22 protein-coding genes are annotated in these 16,145 nt (G+C 70.1%); 11 read left to right on the top strand and 11 right to left on the bottom strand.

Annotated elements, in window-relative coordinates:
- Window positions 1-91 precede the first annotated feature (91 nt).
- Complete coding sequence (locus ACIBHY_RS42135; protein ID WP_397258993.1) at window positions 92-826, bottom strand: alanyl-tRNA editing protein; 735 nt, start codon at window positions 824-826, stop codon at window positions 92-94.
- A 42-nt stretch (window positions 827-868) separates the two neighbouring features.
- On the opposite strand from ACIBHY_RS42135, the gene ACIBHY_RS42130 reads away from it, so the two are divergent.
- Window positions 869-1,558 (top strand): SGNH/GDSL hydrolase family protein, encoded by a 690-nt coding sequence (locus ACIBHY_RS42130; RefSeq protein WP_397258991.1) that lies wholly within the window; start codon window positions 869-871, stop codon window positions 1,556-1,558.
- On the opposite strand, the gene ACIBHY_RS42125 is transcribed toward ACIBHY_RS42130, so the two are convergent.
- From ACIBHY_RS42125 to ACIBHY_RS42105, 5 genes are all read right to left on the bottom strand, one after another.
- Window positions 1,543-1,911 (bottom strand): DUF2516 family protein, encoded by a 369-nt coding sequence (locus tag ACIBHY_RS42125; protein ID WP_397093272.1) that lies wholly within the window; start codon window positions 1,909-1,911, stop codon window positions 1,543-1,545. The genes ACIBHY_RS42130 and ACIBHY_RS42125 overlap by 16 nt on opposite strands.
- A gap of 110 nt (window positions 1,912-2,021) precedes the next feature.
- Window positions 2,022-2,441: a hypothetical protein gene (locus ACIBHY_RS42120; protein ID WP_397258989.1), complete on the bottom strand. Its 420-nt coding sequence runs from the start codon at window positions 2,439-2,441 to the stop codon at window positions 2,022-2,024.
- Window positions 2,442-2,444: 3 nt separating this feature from the next.
- The gene (locus tag ACIBHY_RS42115) at window positions 2,445-2,936 is read right to left on the bottom strand and encodes a helix-turn-helix domain-containing protein (protein WP_397258987.1); all 492 of its coding nucleotides are present in this window, start codon (window positions 2,934-2,936) and stop codon (window positions 2,445-2,447) included.
- 60 nt (window positions 2,937-2,996) lie between these two features.
- Window positions 2,997-3,905, bottom strand: a complete 909-nt coding sequence (locus ACIBHY_RS42110) for a M56 family metallopeptidase (RefSeq protein WP_397258985.1) — start codon at window positions 3,903-3,905, stop codon at window positions 2,997-2,999.
- The gene (locus ACIBHY_RS42105) at window positions 3,902-4,258 is read right to left on the bottom strand and encodes a BlaI/MecI/CopY family transcriptional regulator (protein ID WP_379622693.1); all 357 of its coding nucleotides are present in this window, start codon (window positions 4,256-4,258) and stop codon (window positions 3,902-3,904) included. Before ACIBHY_RS42105 ends, ACIBHY_RS42110 begins: the two co-directional genes overlap by 4 nt.
- 54 nt (window positions 4,259-4,312) lie before the next feature.
- On the opposite strand from ACIBHY_RS42105, the gene ACIBHY_RS42100 reads away from it, so the two are divergent.
- A complete protein-coding gene (locus tag ACIBHY_RS42100) occupies window positions 4,313-4,837 on the top strand; it encodes an O-acetyl-ADP-ribose deacetylase (RefSeq protein ID WP_397258983.1) in 525 nt (174 codons plus the stop codon).
- Between the two features lie 39 nt (window positions 4,838-4,876).
- On the opposite strand, the gene ACIBHY_RS42095 is transcribed toward ACIBHY_RS42100, so the two are convergent.
- Complete coding sequence (locus tag ACIBHY_RS42095) at window positions 4,877-5,662, bottom strand: class I SAM-dependent methyltransferase (protein WP_397309641.1); 786 nt, start codon at window positions 5,660-5,662, stop codon at window positions 4,877-4,879.
- A complete protein-coding gene (locus tag ACIBHY_RS42090) occupies window positions 5,655-6,398 on the bottom strand; it encodes an SDR family NAD(P)-dependent oxidoreductase (RefSeq protein ID WP_397309640.1) in 744 nt (247 codons plus the stop codon). The genes ACIBHY_RS42095 and ACIBHY_RS42090 overlap by 8 nt, the downstream gene beginning before the upstream one ends.
- A gap of 605 nt (window positions 6,399-7,003) precedes the next feature.
- On the opposite strand from ACIBHY_RS42090, the gene mshA reads away from it, so the two are divergent.
- The 3 genes from mshA to ACIBHY_RS42075 all read left to right on the top strand — a co-directional run bounded on the left by mshA (window position 7,004) and on the right by ACIBHY_RS42075 (window position 9,616).
- Entirely contained in the window at window positions 7,004-8,287 is a 1,284-nt protein-coding gene (mshA, locus tag ACIBHY_RS42085) for a D-inositol-3-phosphate glycosyltransferase (protein ID WP_397309639.1), read from the top strand.
- 95 nt (window positions 8,288-8,382) lie between these two features.
- Window positions 8,383-8,868, top strand: a complete 486-nt coding sequence (locus ACIBHY_RS42080) for a YbjN domain-containing protein (protein WP_397259099.1) — start codon at window positions 8,383-8,385, stop codon at window positions 8,866-8,868.
- A gap of 10 nt (window positions 8,869-8,878) precedes the next feature.
- Window positions 8,879-9,616 (top strand): phosphoglyceromutase, encoded by a 738-nt coding sequence (locus ACIBHY_RS42075; RefSeq protein WP_397309638.1) that lies wholly within the window; start codon window positions 8,879-8,881, stop codon window positions 9,614-9,616.
- 47 nt (window positions 9,617-9,663) lie between these two features.
- Here the strand turns inward: ACIBHY_RS42075 and phoU are convergent, their stop codons facing one another.
- A complete protein-coding gene (phoU, locus tag ACIBHY_RS42070; protein WP_397258977.1) occupies window positions 9,664-10,308 on the bottom strand; it encodes a phosphate signaling complex protein PhoU in 645 nt (214 codons plus the stop codon).
- 123 nt (window positions 10,309-10,431) lie between these two features.
- On the opposite strand from phoU, the gene ACIBHY_RS42065 reads away from it, so the two are divergent.
- Complete coding sequence (locus ACIBHY_RS42065) at window positions 10,432-11,610, top strand: sensor histidine kinase (RefSeq protein ID WP_397258975.1); 1,179 nt, start codon at window positions 10,432-10,434, stop codon at window positions 11,608-11,610.
- The gene (locus ACIBHY_RS42060) at window positions 11,607-12,299 is read left to right on the top strand and encodes a response regulator transcription factor (RefSeq protein WP_184958198.1); all 693 of its coding nucleotides are present in this window, start codon (window positions 11,607-11,609) and stop codon (window positions 12,297-12,299) included. Before ACIBHY_RS42065 ends, ACIBHY_RS42060 begins: the two co-directional genes overlap by 4 nt.
- Before the next feature lie 65 nt (window positions 12,300-12,364).
- On the opposite strand, the gene ACIBHY_RS42055 is transcribed toward ACIBHY_RS42060, so the two are convergent.
- The gene (locus ACIBHY_RS42055; protein ID WP_397258321.1) at window positions 12,365-12,937 is read right to left on the bottom strand and encodes a copper chaperone PCu(A)C; all 573 of its coding nucleotides are present in this window, start codon (window positions 12,935-12,937) and stop codon (window positions 12,365-12,367) included.
- A gap of 242 nt (window positions 12,938-13,179) precedes the next feature.
- Between ACIBHY_RS42055 and ACIBHY_RS42050 the strand changes: the two genes are divergently transcribed.
- The 4 genes from ACIBHY_RS42050 to ACIBHY_RS42035 all read left to right on the top strand — a co-directional run bounded on the left by ACIBHY_RS42050 (window position 13,180) and on the right by ACIBHY_RS42035 (window position 14,958).
- Entirely contained in the window at window positions 13,180-13,662 is a 483-nt protein-coding gene (locus tag ACIBHY_RS42050) for a CarD family transcriptional regulator (protein ID WP_030451583.1), read from the top strand.
- A 17-nt stretch (window positions 13,663-13,679) separates the two neighbouring features.
- Window positions 13,680-14,141 carry a 2-C-methyl-D-erythritol 2,4-cyclodiphosphate synthase gene (gene ispF, locus ACIBHY_RS42045; RefSeq protein WP_397258319.1) on the top strand — a complete coding sequence of 154 codons (462 nt, stop codon included), beginning with the start codon at window positions 13,680-13,682 and terminating at the stop codon, window positions 14,139-14,141.
- 186 nt (window positions 14,142-14,327) lie between these two features.
- Window positions 14,328-14,615 (top strand): GlsB/YeaQ/YmgE family stress response membrane protein, encoded by a 288-nt coding sequence (locus ACIBHY_RS42040; RefSeq protein WP_379622670.1) that lies wholly within the window; start codon window positions 14,328-14,330, stop codon window positions 14,613-14,615.
- Between the two features lie 73 nt (window positions 14,616-14,688).
- Window positions 14,689-14,958 (top strand): GlsB/YeaQ/YmgE family stress response membrane protein, encoded by a 270-nt coding sequence (locus ACIBHY_RS42035; protein WP_397258317.1) that lies wholly within the window; start codon window positions 14,689-14,691, stop codon window positions 14,956-14,958.
- On the opposite strand, the gene ACIBHY_RS42030 is transcribed toward ACIBHY_RS42035, so the two are convergent.
- Window positions 14,955-16,133 (bottom strand): fumarylacetoacetate hydrolase family protein, encoded by a 1,179-nt coding sequence (locus ACIBHY_RS42030; protein WP_397258323.1) that lies wholly within the window; start codon window positions 16,131-16,133, stop codon window positions 14,955-14,957. The genes ACIBHY_RS42035 and ACIBHY_RS42030 overlap by 4 nt on opposite strands.
- Between the last annotated feature and the right edge of the window lie 12 nt (window positions 16,134-16,145).

The following is a 16,145-nucleotide window of genomic DNA, read 5'->3' as shown; positions in this document are numbered from 1 at the left end:
CGGCCGAAGCCGACAGATCCCGTTGAAGACCCGAAGTCAGTCAGTCGGTGGGTCAGACCTCGGCGGGAGGTGCTCACCTACATCATCTCTGTCAGTCGGAGATCGCGATGCGCAGGCGGCGGAAGCCCTTGCCCTTGCTCTCGATCTTGGTGACCTTGATCCGGCCGATCTGGGCGGTGGAGCCCACGTGGGTGCCGCCGTCGGCCTGGGTGTCGAGGCCCACGATGTCCACGATGCGTACCTCCTCGACCTCTTCCGGGACGAGGTTGGTGGCGGTGCGGATGATGTCGGGGATGTCGAACGCCTCCTTGCGCGGCAGCACCCGGATGTCGATGCGCCGGTCGGCGGAGACCTCGGCGTTGCAGGCGTCCTCGACCGCCTCCTTGAAGCCCGGCGGGACCTCGGGGAGGTTGAAGTCCATGCGCGCGGTGAACGGCTCCATGTTCCCGCCCGTGACCAGCGAGCCGTAGTCGCGGAAGACCACCCCGCACAGCACGTGCAGCCCCGAGTGCGTGCGCATCAGCGCGGAACGCCGTTCGTCGGCCACCGCGGCGCGCACCACCGTGCCCACCGGGGGCACCGGATCGCCCTCGGCCGGGATCAGGTGAAGATCGTCGCCTTTGCGCACCCCGGCGATCCGGGTTTCCACGCCCAGCCAGAGCAGAACTCCGTGATCCGCCGGCTGACCGCCGCCGCCTGGATAGAATGCCGACCTGCTCAACACGATCCCGTCGGGCGTCGAGTCCAGCACGACAGCCTCGAATTCGCGCAGGTTCTGGTCGGACAGCTCGAGACGCTCAGTGCGCCCGTAGAGGTCGGAGCTCATGTCCGGCAGCTTAGAGCCCATGAGGTGGTCATGCGCGGCCTGATGCATCGACAGTTGATCGCACCGGCCGCCCTGATGATGGCGTTTTGTTCCGGATGTGGCAGTGCGGCGGGTGAGACCGCGGGCCCGGACCCGACCCCGGTTCAGCAGAAGTCGGCGCCGGTGCTCATGTTCGTCGGCGACAGCTTCACCGTCGGCTCCGGCCCCGTCCCCACCTGGAGCTCCTACGCCACCGAGACCGCCCGCCTGCTCGGCTGGCAGCCCGTGATCGCCGGCGCGGGCGGCACCGGCTACATCAACAAGGGCCGCGTCGGCCGCAGCTTCCAGGACTCCTTCGACGCCGAGCTCTCCTGGCGCCCCGCCCCCGACCTGCTCGTCATCTCCGGCGGCCACAACGACCGCCGCTGGCCCACCCTGGGTGTACGGCGGGCCGCCGCCACACTCCTCTGGACCGCGCGCGCACGCTGGCCGGAGACCCGCGTCGTCATGGTCGGCCCGATCTGGCTGGCCGACGCCCCGCCCAAGGCCTACGCCGTGCGCGACGCCCTGGCCGAGGTCGCCGCCCGCGAGGGCGTCATGTTCCTGGACCCGCTGAAGCAACGCTGGGTCACCGGCCGCCGCTCAGAGGTCCTGCTCCCTGACGGCGTGCACCCCACCTTCGCCGGCCACGCCCGCCTGGCCCGGTGGCTGTCGGCGGCGCTGGGACCGGCGGTGGTTCACCAGGGGCCGTAGGGGCCGTTGTTGCCGCCCCTGCCGCCCATGCCCTTCACGGCGGGCTTGACGTCCACGATGTACACCGTGGCCGCGATCACCGCGAGGATCGAGAAGATGCCCAGGCCGATGCCGATGAACGCGGCCCCGCCGACCACCATGAAGGCGTTGAAGTAGGACCAGGCCCCGGCTGCCGAGAACAGGGTCGCCAGGCCGAGGATCAGCAGCCACAGGTTCTTCTGCAGCTTGCCGGCCGAGACGAAGGCGTTCGGCGTCACCCGCACCGCGTGGATCAGCGCATAGACCGACATGCCGAAGATGCCCGTGGCCAGCACCAGGAAAAGAAGGTTGAGAACGCCGTTGATCATGCTCATGTTGGCTCCGCCCCAGGCTGCGTTGTCGGGCCCAGCCTAGTGCGCAACTCGGGCACGCGGGCAACGAAAGAGCCCGCCCCGGAACGGGACGGGCTCATCGCGCCGCACGCTCAGGCCTTGGCCTTGGGGGTACGGGTGGTCTTCTTGGCGGGAGTGACGGGGGCGGCGGCAGCCGGCTCGGCGGCCTCGGAGACCTCCTCCAGCTCCAGCGCGGCCTCGCCGCTGACCTTGCTGACGACCTTGCGGCCGCGGCTGGCGAACTCCTCGTAGACCTCGGTGGCCTTGTGGCCGAGCTCACCGGCGTAGGCGCGGGCCTTCTCCGGAAAGTCCTTGGCGAAGCCCTCGGCCTTGCCGGAGAGCTCACGGGCCCGCTCGGGCAGGTCCTTGGCGATCTCGGTGCGGCGGGCCTGCAGCTTCTGCAACTGCTCGGGCAGCTCACGCAGCTTCTCCACCGCGTAGTCTCCGGCGCCGGCGACCGCGTAGAACGGCTTGGACTCGGTCAGCTTCTTGACCTCGGTTGCAAGCGTCATGGGTTAACCTTCCTTGGTTTCCTGGGTGACGGTTCCGTTGCCGGGGTTCGCCGCGAAGGGCTCCAGGGCGGCGAGAAAATCCTCGGGCAGCGGTTCGTCGTCCGATTCCGGGTCACGCTGGGGATGGGCATTCTGGGAGGTCTGCTCGTCCCCGGCGTGGTTCTCCTTGCGAAACGACTCATAGATATCGATGAGCACCTGGCGTTGCCGCCCGGTGATGTGCGTGTCGGCCCGGATCGCCGCTTCGACGTCGCTCGGCGGCTCTTTGTCCTCGATGAGGCCCGCCTGCACGTAGAGCGCCTGCGCCGAGATGTGGAGACCCTTGGCGATCTGGTTGAGGATCTCCGCGCTCGGCTTGCGCAGCCCGCGCTCGATCTGGCTGAGGTAGGGGTTGGAGACCCCCGCCGCGGCGGCAAGCTGGCGCAGCGAGATTCTCGCCTGCTGCCGCTGCTCGCGGATGTACTCGCCGATCGAGCCGACCTTGGGTAGTGCCATGCGTGTAGTCTGCCCCAAAGTGCTTGCAATTGCAAACGCGGGGCTAGCAGCTGCAAGCACTCAGAGCGGGATCACCCAGAGGCTGGCGGCGGAGACCAGCAGTGCGGCCGACAGGCCGAGGTAGCCGTAGCGGAAGTGGGGCTTCAGCTCGGGATCGGGCTTGACCAGGCGGTTCACGCGGGCCATGACGTTGGCGGCGGTCACGCTGCCCAGCATGCCGTGCGGGGTGGGCATGGCGCCGGCCGTACCGAAGCGCAGGAGGGCGGTGGCGAGACGGCGGGGGGAGCAGTAGCGGCGGGCACGGTCGTCGGCGGCCATCTCCACCAGCAGCTCGACCTGGGCCTGAGCGTCGCGCACGACCTTCGACCAGGGCAGCACGCGGCGCAGCGCGCCGAACGGCAGCAGCACCAGGTCGTGGCGCTCGCGTACGTGCGCGGCCTCGTGGGCGAGCACGGCGGTCAGCTCGTCGTCGGACAGCAGTTCCATCGCGCCCGCGCTGATCACGACCTGCGAGCGCAGGCCGGGCACGCAATAGGCGGCGGCGCCGGGGTGGTCGAGCACGCGCACGCCCGGCACGAACGGGTCGTCGCGCGCGATGAGCGCCAGCAGCGTGCGGTGACGGCGGCGGGCGCGCAGGGCCTGCGCGGCCGCGGTCAGTGTCACGGCCACGAGTACGGCCAGCGCGGTCAGCCCCGCGACCAGCGCGAACAGATGCGGCCCGTCCCAAGGCTCCACCGGCTCGCGGCCCTGGGCGACGGCGATCAGCCCGTGCAGGAGCCCGCGGTCATAGGGCTGGACGGCGTACGCCAGCATCGAGCCCGTGGTCGCCAGCCCCCAGGCCAGCCCGAGCGCCTGCCACAGGACGATGGCCACGCGGGGCGCGCGGTAGGTCCAGCGCGCGGAGGTGAAACGCCAAGCGCCGAGCGCGCACGCGGTCGCGAGCGCAGCCAGCGCGGCGGCGGTGATCACTCGTCCTCCAGCTCCGTAAGGGCCTTGCGCAGGATCTCCGCCTCGGAGGCGGGGACCGCCTGAGCGAAGCGGGTCAGGGCGGCCGAACGGTCGCCCGTCATTTCCAGAGCCTCCAGCATAAGCTCGGCGATGTACGTGTCGCGGCTTTCCGCCGGTTCGTAACGCCACGCGCGCCCGTCGCGGATGCGCTCAAGGAAGCCCTTGCGGGTAAGACGGTCGAGAACGGTCATGACCGTGGTGGGGGCGAGATCGCGTTCGGCGATGAGCCGGCCGACCTCGCGGGCTGTCAGCGGGCTGCTCTGCGCCCAGAGGATGTCCATGATGCTGCGCTCTAGCTCGCCAAGACCCTTCACACGCTCCAGCGTAGTACTACAGGTTGTCGAGCAGCCATTCGGGAGGCCGGTGAGATGGACATCACTCTGGTACAGGGAGATGTCACCACGCAGGAGGTCGACGCCGTGGTGAACGCCGCGAACTCCTCGCTCCTGGGCGGCGGCGGAGTGGACGGCGCCATCCATCGGCGGGGTGGTCCCGAGATCCTGGAGGAGTGCCGGCGGCTGCGCGCCTCCCACTACGGGGGCGGGCTGCCCACCGGCCAGGCCGTCGCCACGACCGCGGGACGGCTGCCGGCCCGCTGGGTCATCCACACGGTCGGGCCCGTGTACGCGCCGGGGGAGGACCGCTCGGCGCTGCTGGCCTCGTGCCACCGCGAGTCGCTTCGGGTGGCCGACGAGCTCGGCGCGCGTACGGTCGCGTTCCCGGCGATCTCCACGGGCATCTTCGGCTGGCCGATGGCCGACGCCGCGAGGATCGCCCTGGAAACCGTCTCGGCTGCGGAGACGTCGGTGGTGGAGGTGCGGTTCGTGCTCTTCGACGCCGCCGCTTACACCACCTTCAACGACTTGATTATGAAATTTGCCAGGAAATCGTGACATCTCACGACTTGTCGAGTGAGGAGGGGCTGGGGAAGATCAGCCAGTGGCGGACCAGGGGATGGTCAGCTCCCCCAGCCGCCACCTGGTCCGTCCACCCAGAGGCGCATGCTGGGGGACGGGCCAGGTGGCACCCAGCGTCTCCACCGCCGCCAGCCAGCGCTGACGCAGGCCGTGCGCGCCGAACGGGGCGCTGACCGCCCAGGCGTGGTCCCAGTCCTTGAGCAAGGCGTGAATACGCTCACCGGGCACGTTGCGGTGGATGAGCGTCTTGGGCAGCCGGTCGGCCAGGTCGGAGGGCCGCTCGAAGGCGTCGAACCTGGCCGAGAACGTCAGCGTCCGCGGGCCGTTCCTGTCCAGGCCCACCCAGACCGCCCGGTGCCCGACCTCCGAACAGGTGCCCTCCACCAGCACGCCGCCGGTCGCGAGCTTGGCGCACAGCTCCTGCCAGTAGTGCCACGCGTCGGCCTCGCCGTACTGGCGAAGGACGTTGAAGGCGCGCACCACGTCCGGCGGGCGCGGGACCGGCAGCTCGAAGCCGCCCAGCCGGAAGGACAACCCCTCGCGCTCGTACGGCCTCGCCAGCGCCACCCGCGCCGGATCGATCTCGATGCCGATCACCTCGACGTCGGGGCGGATCCTGCGCAACCGGGTGAACAGCTCCAGCGTCGTCGTGTGCGAGGCCCCATAGCCGAGATCGACCACCAGCGGCCGGGCGGCGGCGCGCAGGACGTTGCCGTGCACGGCGGCCAGCCAGCGATCGGCCCTGCGCAGCCGGTTGAACCCGGTCGTCCCTCTGGTGATCTCCCCGACCGGCCTACGCACTTACGCGGTGCACCTTGTGCTGGGCCGCCTGGGCGCGGGGGCGGATGACGAGGCGGTCGACGTTCACGTGCGCGGGACGGGTGACGCACCAGGTGATGGCGTCGGCCACGTCGTCGGAGGAAAGAGGGTCGGGCACACCGGCGTACACGCGGGCGGCGGCCTCCGAGTCGCCCCGGAACCTGGTCACCGCGAACCCCTCCGACCGCACCATCCCCGGCGCGATCTCGACGACGCGCACCGGGCTGCCGACCAGTTCCAGGCGGAGGGTCTCGACCATGGCCGTCTGGGCGTGCTTGGCCGCGCAATAGCCGCCGCCGCCCTCGTAGGAGACCAGCCCGGCGGTGGACGTCAGCATGACCAGCACCCCGTCACCGGACTCGACCAGCTTCGGCAGGATCGCCTGCGTCACCCGGAGCGAGCCGAGGACGTTGGTGTCGTACATGTTCTGCCAGTCCTCCAGCCGCGCCTCGGCCACGCTCTCCGTTCCGAGCGCGCCGCCCGCGTTGTTGACCAGCACGTCGCAGCGCTCCAGCCCGGCCACGAAGGCGTCCACGGAAGGGCCGGAGGTGACATCCAGCTCCAGCGCCCGGATGCCGGGGACCTCGGCGGCCAGCTTCTCCAGCCGGTCGAGCCGCCTGGCGCCCGCCACGACCTCGTACCCCTCCGCGGCCAGCCGCCGCGCGGTCGCCGCCCCGATGCCGCTGCTCGCACCGGTCACCACTGCCGTCTTCGTCATGCCACCCATCCTTCCACGCACCCCCACCCCCCACCCGGCCCCAGAACTCCCACCCCTGCCCCGCCCCGCCTCCCACCACACCTCCCTCCCGTGACCCGGTGCCCTCCGGAATCCGGGAGCCCAGGGACGGCACGGCGCGACCCCGAGAGCCGGCATCCCGCTCCGGCCCCTCCCTGAGAGGCGGGCCAGACGCGGGCTCCTCCGGATGCGGCAAGCGGCGTCTGCGCGGTGCCCCGGGAGCGGGTGGGGGCCGCCGCCCGATGCGGCGTCGAGACCGATGGCGGCGCCCGACGGGTGGGGCCCACGGGTCGCACCCGCACCTCGCACCCCGCACTCCGCGCCCCGGCGCCCGCGGGCCGTGGGCCGCGCTCCGCGGGCTGCGCTCCACGCCTCACCTGCCACGGGGTGTGTGCCATGTCGCGGGGGTGTGGGCTGCTTGGCATGTGGCTTCCCGAGGGTGGGGCCGGGCGTCGGGAGGCGGCGGGGTTCGGGTGGGGGTTCTCAAGGGGAGCAGGGGTGCCCCTGGGTTTGGTCTGGATGTGGTGTTGTCGGTGTTTGTCGGGAATGCGGTTTAGGTCCTCCTGGTTGTAGCCAGGTTGGAGGTGGTGACGTTGAGGCGTCGACGGGTCAACCGCGTGGCGACCATCAGCATGCACACATCCCCCCTGGACCAGCCGGGCACCGGTGACGCGGGTGGGATGAACGTCTACATCGTCGAATCCGCCAAACGACTGGCGGAGCTGGGCGTCGAGGTGGAGATCTTCACCCGGCAGACCGGCAGCGCCCTGCCTCCGGTGGCGGAGATCGCGCCGGGCGTCTCGGTCAGGCACGTGACGGCCGGGCCGTACGAGGAACTGGATCGCGCCGACATGCCCGGCCAGCTCTGCGCGTTCCTGTCGGGCGTGCTGCGGACCGAGGCCATGTACGACCCGGGCCGCTACGACGTCATCCACTCCCACTACTGGCTGTCCGGCCAGGTCGGCTGGCTGGCCAAGGAACGCTGGGGCGTGCCGCTCGTCCACACCATGCACACGATGGCCAAGGTCAAGAACCTCCTGCTCGCCGCCGGCGACCGCCCCGAGCCGCCTGCCCGCGTGCTGGGCGAGGAGCAGGTGGTGGAGGTCGCCGACCGCCTGGTCGCCAACACCTTCGACGAGGCGCGCGAGCTCAAGGACCTGTACGGCGCGCCCGACGACCGCGTGGCCGTCGTCAACCCGGGCGTCAACCTCACCGTCTTCCAGCCCGCCTCCCAGGGCGCCTCCCGGCGCAGGCTGGGGGTACGGCAGGACGCGCACCTGCTGCTGTTCGTGGGCAGGATCCAGCCGCTCAAGGCCCCCGACGTGCTCCTGCGCGCCGCGGCCCGCATGTTGATCGAGGACCCGTCGCTGCGCGAGCGCCTCGTGGTGGCCTGCGTCGGCGGCCCGTCGGGCAACGGCCTGGCCCGCCCGGACGTCCTCGTCGACCTGGCCGCCGAGCTGGGGATCGCCGACGTGGTCCGCCTCGTGCCGCCGGCTCCGCAGGAGGAGCTGGCCGACTGGTACCGCGCCGCCGACGTGACCGTGGTGCCCTCCTACAGCGAGTCGTTCGGCCTCGTCGCCCTGGAGTCCCAGGCTTGCGGCACCCCGGTGGCCGCGGCCTCGGTGGGCGGGTTGCGCACCGCCGTACGCGATGAGGTGTCCGGACTGCTCGTCGACGGGCACGACCCGCACGACTGGGCGCTGGCGCTGCGGCGCTTCGTGACCGCGCCACGCTGGCGCGACGGCCTCGCGTCCGGCGCGCGCGCCCACGCCGCCGCCTTCGGCTGGCAGTCCACCGCCTCGCGCCTCATGGAGGTGTACGCGGGCGCGATGGCCCACCTCCACCGGATGCCTGTAGCCGTCAACTCGTAGGGTGTGGGGGCGGGAGCGAACCCGACGCAGTGAGCGAAGCGGCCCGCGACCGGAGGGAGCGGTCCGCGTAGCGAATGAGGAGGGTGAGTGACCTGATGGACGCGCGCGAGGTTGTGGAGGCGGCGCTGAAGGCCGCCGAGTTGCCCTTCGAGGAGGAACGGCCGGGCGCGTTCGTGGTCACCCTGCCCGGCAAGCGCAAGCTCGCCACCGTCACCTGGTTCGTCGTCGGCGACCAGGCCATGCTGGTGGAGGCGTTCTTCTGCCGTCAGCCCGACGAGAACCACGCCGAGTTCTACCGCTTCCTGCTGTCGAAGAACGGCGGCATGTACGGCGTGCACTTCGCCCTGGACCCCGTGGGCGACGTCTACCTCGTCGGCCGGATCCCCCTCGACGCCGTCAGCGAGCCGGAGATCGACCGGCTGCTCGGCTGCGTCCTGACCTACTCCGACGACTGGTTCAACAAGGCACTCGAACTCGGCTTCGCCTCGACCATCAAGCGCGAGTGGGAGTGGCGGGTCAAGCGGGGCGAGTCGCTCAAGAACCTCCAGGCGTTCGCCCACTTCGCCGACCCCGGCTCCTAAGATTGTCGCCATGGCGACATTGGTACTGCTACGGCATGGCGAGAGCGATTGGAACGCTAAGGGGCTGTTCACCGGCTGGGTGGACGTGAGCCTTTCGGCCAAGGGCGAAGAGGAGGCCGGGCGCGGCGGACGCCTCCTGACCGAGGCCGGCGTGCTGCCGGACGTGGTCCACACGAGCCTGCTCGTCCGGGCCATCCAGACCGCGCAGCTCGCGCTGGGCGCGGCCGGGCTGGCGTGGCTGCCGGTCAAGCGTTCCTGGCGGCTGAACGAGCGCCACTACGGCGCGCTGCAGGGCAAGAACAAGGCGCAGACGCGCGAGGAGTTCGGCGAGGAGCAGTTCATGCTGTGGCGCCGCTCCTACGACACCCCGCCACCGCCGATCGCCGACGACGACGAGTTCTCGCAGGCCGGCGACGCCCGCTACGCCCAGCTGCCGGACGAGCTGCGGCCGCGTACCGAGTGCCTGAAGGACGTGGTGGATCGCATGCTGCCGTACTGGTACGACGAGATCGTGCCGGACCTGGCGGCGGGCCGTACCGTGCTGGTGGCCGCGCACGGCAACTCGCTGCGCGCGCTCGTCAAGCACCTCGACGGCATCTCCGACGCCGACATCGCGGCGCTGAACATCCCGACCGGCATCCCTCTGGTGTACGACCTGGACGCCGACTACAGGCCGGTCAAGAGCACCTACCTCGACCCGGACGCGGCCAAGGCCGCCATCGAGGCCGTGGCCAACCAGGGCCGCTGAACCGTCCAAGGGGCTACCCGTCGAGCCGGGTAGCCCCGATCTGGTTCCTAGCCGGGCCGGGAACCGGTGACGAGGTAGACGACGTCGCGGGCGACCCGTACCGAATGGTCGGCGTAGCGCTCGTAGTAGCGGCCGATCAGCGTTATGTCGATCGCGGGCTCCACGCCGTGCGCCCAGTCCTTGGACAGGATCTTGCGGAACAGCCGCCGGTGCAGCCGGTCCATCGCGTCGTCGTCCTGCTCGAGCTCCAGCGCCGACTCCACGTCGCGCGAGGCGACGGAGCTGCCGGCCTTGGTGATGAGGTTCTCCGCGATCTGGCCCATCTCCAGGATGGTCGCGCGCATCTCCGGCGGTACGGCCGAGTCCGGGTGGCGCAGGCGCGCGACCTTGGCCACGTGCCCGGCCAGGTCGCCCATGCGTTCCAGGTCGGTGCCCATGCGCAGTGCGGTGATCACCATGCGGAGGTCGACGGCGACGGGCTGCTGCCGTGCCATCAGCTCGAAGATGCTGGTCTCGATCTCCGCGAAGATCCTGTTCACCTCCTCGTCACGGGAGATGACGCTCTCGGCCAGCTGCAGGTCTGCGTCGAGGAGGGCGGTGGTGGCCCGCGAGATGGCGGACCGGACAAGCCTGGTCATTTCCACCAGTTTGTCCGTGAGGGAGTCGAGTTCTTCATGGTACGCGTCGCGCATGTCGTCACGGTACGTGTAGATCTGTGAACGAACCCCGACCGCAAGGTGAACTTTCCGGGAAAGGACCGTTCATCCGCAGGTAGAGGGTCTGTTACGTCTCCTGGGCCACCTACCATCGAAGACATGAGTGAGATGGCCCTGAGCTTCGCGGCCCTGGCCGGCTTCGTTGTGGGAGCCGTGGCCGTCCTCTTCTATCGCAACCAGATCGAGACGCGCGCCAGAGACGAGGACACCGAAGACACCGAGACCGGTGCCCTGCCACAGGGCGTCGCCTCGGTCCTCGCGGTGCTGCCCTCCTCCGCCGTCGTCCTCGACGCCCACGACCGGGTGCTGCGCGCCAGCTCGGCCGCCCGCGCGTTCGGGCTGGTCAAGGGCGACCGTCTGATGGCCGCCGAACTCCTCGCGCTCGCCCGCCAGGTCCGCCGCGACGGCGAGATCCGGGAGAGCGAGATCGACGTGGCCGGCCACAAGTTCGGCCAGGAGATCACCTGCTTCGCGGTACGCGTGGCGCCGCTGGGCTCTCACGGACAGGTGCTGGTGCTGGCCGAGGACCAGACGGAACGCCGGCGGGTCGAGGCGGTGCGCCGCGACTTCGTCGCCAACGTCAGTCACGAGCTCAAGACCCCCGTCGGCGCGCTCAGCCTGCTGGCCGAGACCATCCAGGACGCCGCCGACGACCCCGAGGCCGTCACCCGGTTCTCCGGCCGCATGCAGCACGAGGCGGCCCGGCTCACCTACCTCGTCCAGGACCTGATCACGCTCAGCAGGATCCAGGGCGCGGAACCCATCCCCACCCCCGGCCAGGTCGCCATCGACGAGGCCGTCAACGACGCCATCGACCACTGCAACACCAAGGCCGTCGCCAAGGACATCACCCTCGTCTCCGGCGGCACGGAAGGGCTGCGGATCTGGGGCGACGACGAACTTCTCGTCACCGCCCTGCGCAACCTCATCTCCAACGCCATCGCCTACAGCCCCGAGCACACCAGGGTCGTCGTCAGCGTCAGGCCGGCCGGCGACTCCGTCGAGATCAGCGTGAGCGACCAGGGCATCGGCATCCCCGAAGAGGCGCTGGAGCGCATCTTCGAGCGCTTCTTCCGCGTCGACGCCGCCCGCTCCCGCGCGACCGGCGGCACCGGCCTGGGCCTGGCCATCGTCAAGCACGTCGCCGTCGCCCACGCGGGCGAGGTGTCCGTGTGGAGCAAGGAAGGCTCCGGCTCGACGTTCACCCTCCGCCTGCCCGCGTTCGGCGGGACGGCGGTAGCCGTACCACCTTCGATTCCCCTGGAGGCAGTCCAATGACCCGAGTTCTCGTAGTGGAGGATGAGGAGTCGTTCTCCGACGCCCTTTCGTACATGCTCCGCAAGGAGGGCTTCGAGGTCTCCGTCGCCGCGACCGGCCCCGAAGCACTGGACACCTTCGACCGCAACGGCGCCGACCTGGTCCTGCTCGACCTGATGCTCCCCGGACTGCCCGGCACCGAGGTCTGCCGCTCGCTGCGCCAGCGCTCCAAGGTCCCGGTCATCATGCTGACCGCCAAGGACAGTGAGATCGACAAGGTGGTGGGGCTGGAGCTGGGCGCCGACGACTACGTCACCAAGCCCTTTTCCTCCCGTGAGCTGGTCGCCCGCATCCGGGCGGTTCTGCGCCGCCAGGGTGACGTCGTGGAGGAGCTGGAGAGCGCCGTCCTGGCCGTCGGCCCGGTCCGCATGGACGTCGACCGGCACGTGGTCGCGGTCCGCGGAGAGCAGGTCCAGTTGCCGCTGAAGGAGTTCGAGCTACTTGAGGTGCTGCTCCGCAACGCCGGCCGCGTCCTGACGCGTGGCCAGCTCATCGACCGGGTGTGGGGCGCCGACTACGTGGGTGACACCAAGACGCTCGACGTCCACGTGAAGCGGCTGCGCGCCAAGATCGAGGCCGATCCGTCCAACCCCCGCTGCATCCTCACGGTGCGCGGTCTCGGCTACAAGTTCGACGCCGTGGAGGAGTGACCGGCCTTCCCGCGCTCGCTTTCTCCGGTACGGCGGGCCGCCCGCCGTACCGGAGAAGAAGGCTTCTAGTGCCCGCCCGTCGTGGCCGTGTGGCTGGCGGAGGGCGTGGGGGACGGCGCGGGGGTGGCGCCGGGGGCCGCGGGGTAGGCGGCGAACTCGCGGCTGCGGGTGACCACCGGCACGTGCAGGTCGACCTGGCCCGCCTTGGCGAACTGGACGGACAGGCGCACGCTCTCGCCGCCGTGCAGCGGCTTGGACAGGCCCTGGATGATGATCTGGGGCGTCGGCTTGCCGGTGCTGGTGAGCACGCCCGCCGGGATCGTGATGGGCGTCGCCAGCTTGGCCGCGCCGACGTCGGAGCTGACGGCCTGGATGGCGTCGCCCGCGGGGCTGATCACGTTGAGGTAGACGGGGGCCTGGCCGCCCTGGGCGAGCTGTGCGCCCGCGTCGGGGCCGAGGATGAACGCCTGGGGGATCTGGACGCCGCGGGCGCCGTACGCGCCGTTCTGGATGAGTGCACCGGCTTCGACGGGTGCGTACGGCTTGTTGGTGTTGGCGTCGAACCCAGCGGCACAGCCGGCCAGCACGGGGGCCGCGAGGAACGCGGCGGCGGCGACAATCCAGCGACGGCTGGTCACGGGGGTAACTCCTAGGTCTCGCGCGTGCGTGTGAGTGGGCAGCGCCCACCATATCCGGCCTATTCCATGGTCATATCCGCGCCCCTGCAGGTCATTCGGTATGTCAGCATTTGTGATTCACAGAGTTGAAGGGATGTCAACCCCTAATATGCGGCTTTGACCTGCAGTTATGGTGATTTCACTGTTCCGGGAGGCTGTGGATGCGTGGTACCCTGGAGTACAGCGGAAGGGGTACTTGTCACATGACTTTCCAGGTCGGCGACACTGTCGTCTACCCCCACCATGGGGCTGCTCGGATCGAAGCAATCACGACCCGAACCATCAAGGGTGAGGAAAAGACCTACCTGGTGCTCAAGGTCGACAAGGGCGACCTAACCGTCCAGGTGCCAGCAGAAAACGCAGAACTTGTCGGCGTACGTGATGTTGTCGGCCAGGAAGGCCTCGAGCGGGTTTTCGACGTTCTCAGGATGCCGCACACCGAGGAGCCGACCAACTGGTCTCGCCGTTACAAGGCCAATCTCGAGAAGCTCGCTTCCGGCGATGTCAACAAGGTCGCCGAGGTGGTTCGGGACCTGTGGCGGAGGGACCGCGAGCGCGGCCTTTCCGCGGGTGAGAAGCGCATGCTCGCCAAGGCCAGGCAGATTCTCGTGAGCGAGCTCGCACTCGCCGAGAAGACCAATGAGGACAAGGCCGAGGCCCTGCTTGACGAGGTTCTCAACTCCTGAACGCGCAACTTCCCCGGGTGGGCGTCGGTATCGACGTCCACCCGTTCGCATCTGGGCGCGAACTTCATCTCGCCGGCCTGCACTGGCCGGGCGAGACCGGGCTCGACGGCCATTCCGACGCGGACGCGGTCGCCCACGCGGCCTGCAACGCGCTGCTGTCGGCGGCCGGCATGGGCGACCTCGGCGCCGTCTTCGGCACCTCCGACCCCCGCTGGGCGGGCGCGTCCGGCGCGGTGCTGCTGGAGGAGACCGTACGCCTCGTGCGCGAGGCCGGATTCCAGATCGGCAACGTGGCCGTCCAGGTGGTAGGAAACCGGCCCAAGCTGGCTCCGCGGCGCGCTGAGGCCGAGAAGGTCCTGAGCGCGATCGTGGGCGCTCCGGTGAGCGTGTCCGCGGCGACGACCGACGGGCTCGGCTTCACCGGCAGGGGCGAGGGAATCGGCGCCATCGCCACGGCTCTCGTGGTGAACCTCGCGTAGCCGTAAGGCGTCTTATGTCGGGATGCGTTGAGGTATCCCGGCGGGTGGTGCCCTTAGCCCGTCGACTCAGGGGAGCGGCGGTCCGTCACTGGCGCGGTACGGACCGCCGCTCTTCCCATGCGTAGCTCTCCGTAATGTCGGGTAAACCCTTTGTGAAGCGACAAGTGGATCTGGGGGGACCTTGTCATGATCGGAGCCATCGTCTCGGCGATCGTCATCGGTGCCATCGTCGGCGCGCTCGGCCGGCTGCTGGTGCCGGGCAAGCAGAACATGTCCATCGGCCTGACCCTCATCGTCGGCATCGTCGCCGCCCTGCTCGGCACGCTGATCGCCCAGGTGTTCGGCTGGGCGGACACCCGCGGCATCGACTGGCTGGAACACATCCTCCAGCTCGCGCTCGCCGTGGTCGGCGTCTGGCTGGTCGCCCGCATGCAGGCCACGCGAGGCTCGGGGACGTCGGGTCCCGCCGCGTAGGAATATTCACGAACGACGGGGTAGACCTCAGTCTGTGGGTGTGAAGGTCTCACACTTACCGGGAGGTGCCCACATGACCATCCAGTCCATCCTCGGCGCCATCGTGATCGGCGCGGTGATCGGTGCGATCGGCCGGCTGCTGATTCCCGGCAAGCAGGCCATCGGGTGGATCCTCACCATCGTCGTCGGCATCGTCGCGGCTCTGGTCGGCACGTTCATCGCCCAGGCGATCGGCGTGGAGAACACCTCGGGCCCCGACTGGATCGAACTCGTGATGCAGGTCGTCCTGGCCGTCGTCGGCGTCGGCCTCGTCGCGGGGCTGCGCCGGGGCGGCAGGACCTAGACGGCGGGATAGACGGTCCCCGCGACCCCGCCGAACCCCAGGCGCGAACCATCGGCCGCGGGGACGGAGGCGGTGACGCGCACCATGTCGCCGTCGCGCAAGAAGACCCGCTCGGAGCCGTCAGGCATCCCGAGCGGGTCTCTGCCGTTCCAGGTGAGGTCCAGGAGCGTGCCTGAGCCCCCGACGGGACCGGTGGCCAGGAGATCGCCCGTGCGCACCGGAGAGCCCGTCACAGAGGCGTGCGCGAGCATCTGCGCGCCGGTCCAGTACTGCCCCTGGTACTCGGGCTTGGCGACCGTCAGGCCGTTCAGGCGGACGTCCAGCTCGGCCCGGATGGCCACGTCGTCCTTGATCGTCAGGTAGTCCGCCGGTTCGGGGTCCTGGACGGGCTGGGCCGTACGCGCGTGGTTGAGCGCCGACAGCGGCACCACCCACGGCGAGATCGACACCATGAACGCCTGCCCCAGGAACGGCCCCATCGGCCGCGCCTCCCACGCCATCAGGTCCCAGGCCCGCCAGGCGTTCACCAGCACGGCGCCGAAGACGTGGGCGGGGAAGTCGGAGGTGCTCAGCGGGTACGGCGGCGCCGACGGCACCCCGACCACGTATCCGAGCTCGGCCGACAGGTCCAGCTTGGCCGTCGGGCCCACGTGGCCGCGTCTCAGCTGGCCGCTCGGGCGTACGACCGGCGCCCCCGACACGGTGACGGCGGCGGCTCTGCCGTACTGGCCGACGGGCATGTGGCGCCACGTGCGGGGCAGCGGATCGCGCTCGGGCGGCAGGAACATGCGGCCCACGTTCGTGGCGTGCTCCAGCGACGTCTGGAACAGCAGCAGGTCCGCCACGTTGAACGGCAGGTGCAGCCGCACCTCCTTGAGCGGCGTCAGCGCGGGAAGGACGTGCGGCCTGCGGCTCTCGTCGGTGAGCAGTTCCAGCAGGTCGGCGCGGACGTTGTGCCACACCCTCGGACCCGCGGCCAGGAAGGAGTTGAGCGTGCCGCTGGCGAACCAGTACGCGGGCGGCAGCGCGCCCTGCGTCGTGAGCAGGTGCATGTCGAGGACGTATTCGCCGATCGCCACCCCCACCCGCGGCAGCTCCCCGCGGCGCGAGAACACGCCGAAGGGGAGGTTGAGCAGAGGGAAGTCGCTTCCCTCGGGGACCGGCACCCACGACATGATCGCCACGGC

The organism is Nonomuraea sp. NPDC050547, from assembly GCF_044457345.1.
Lineage (GTDB): Bacteria > Actinomycetota > Actinomycetes > Streptosporangiales > Streptosporangiaceae > Nonomuraea.
Note: the sequence above shows the minus strand (reverse complement) of the source record. Positions and strands in the feature narration are given on the sequence as shown.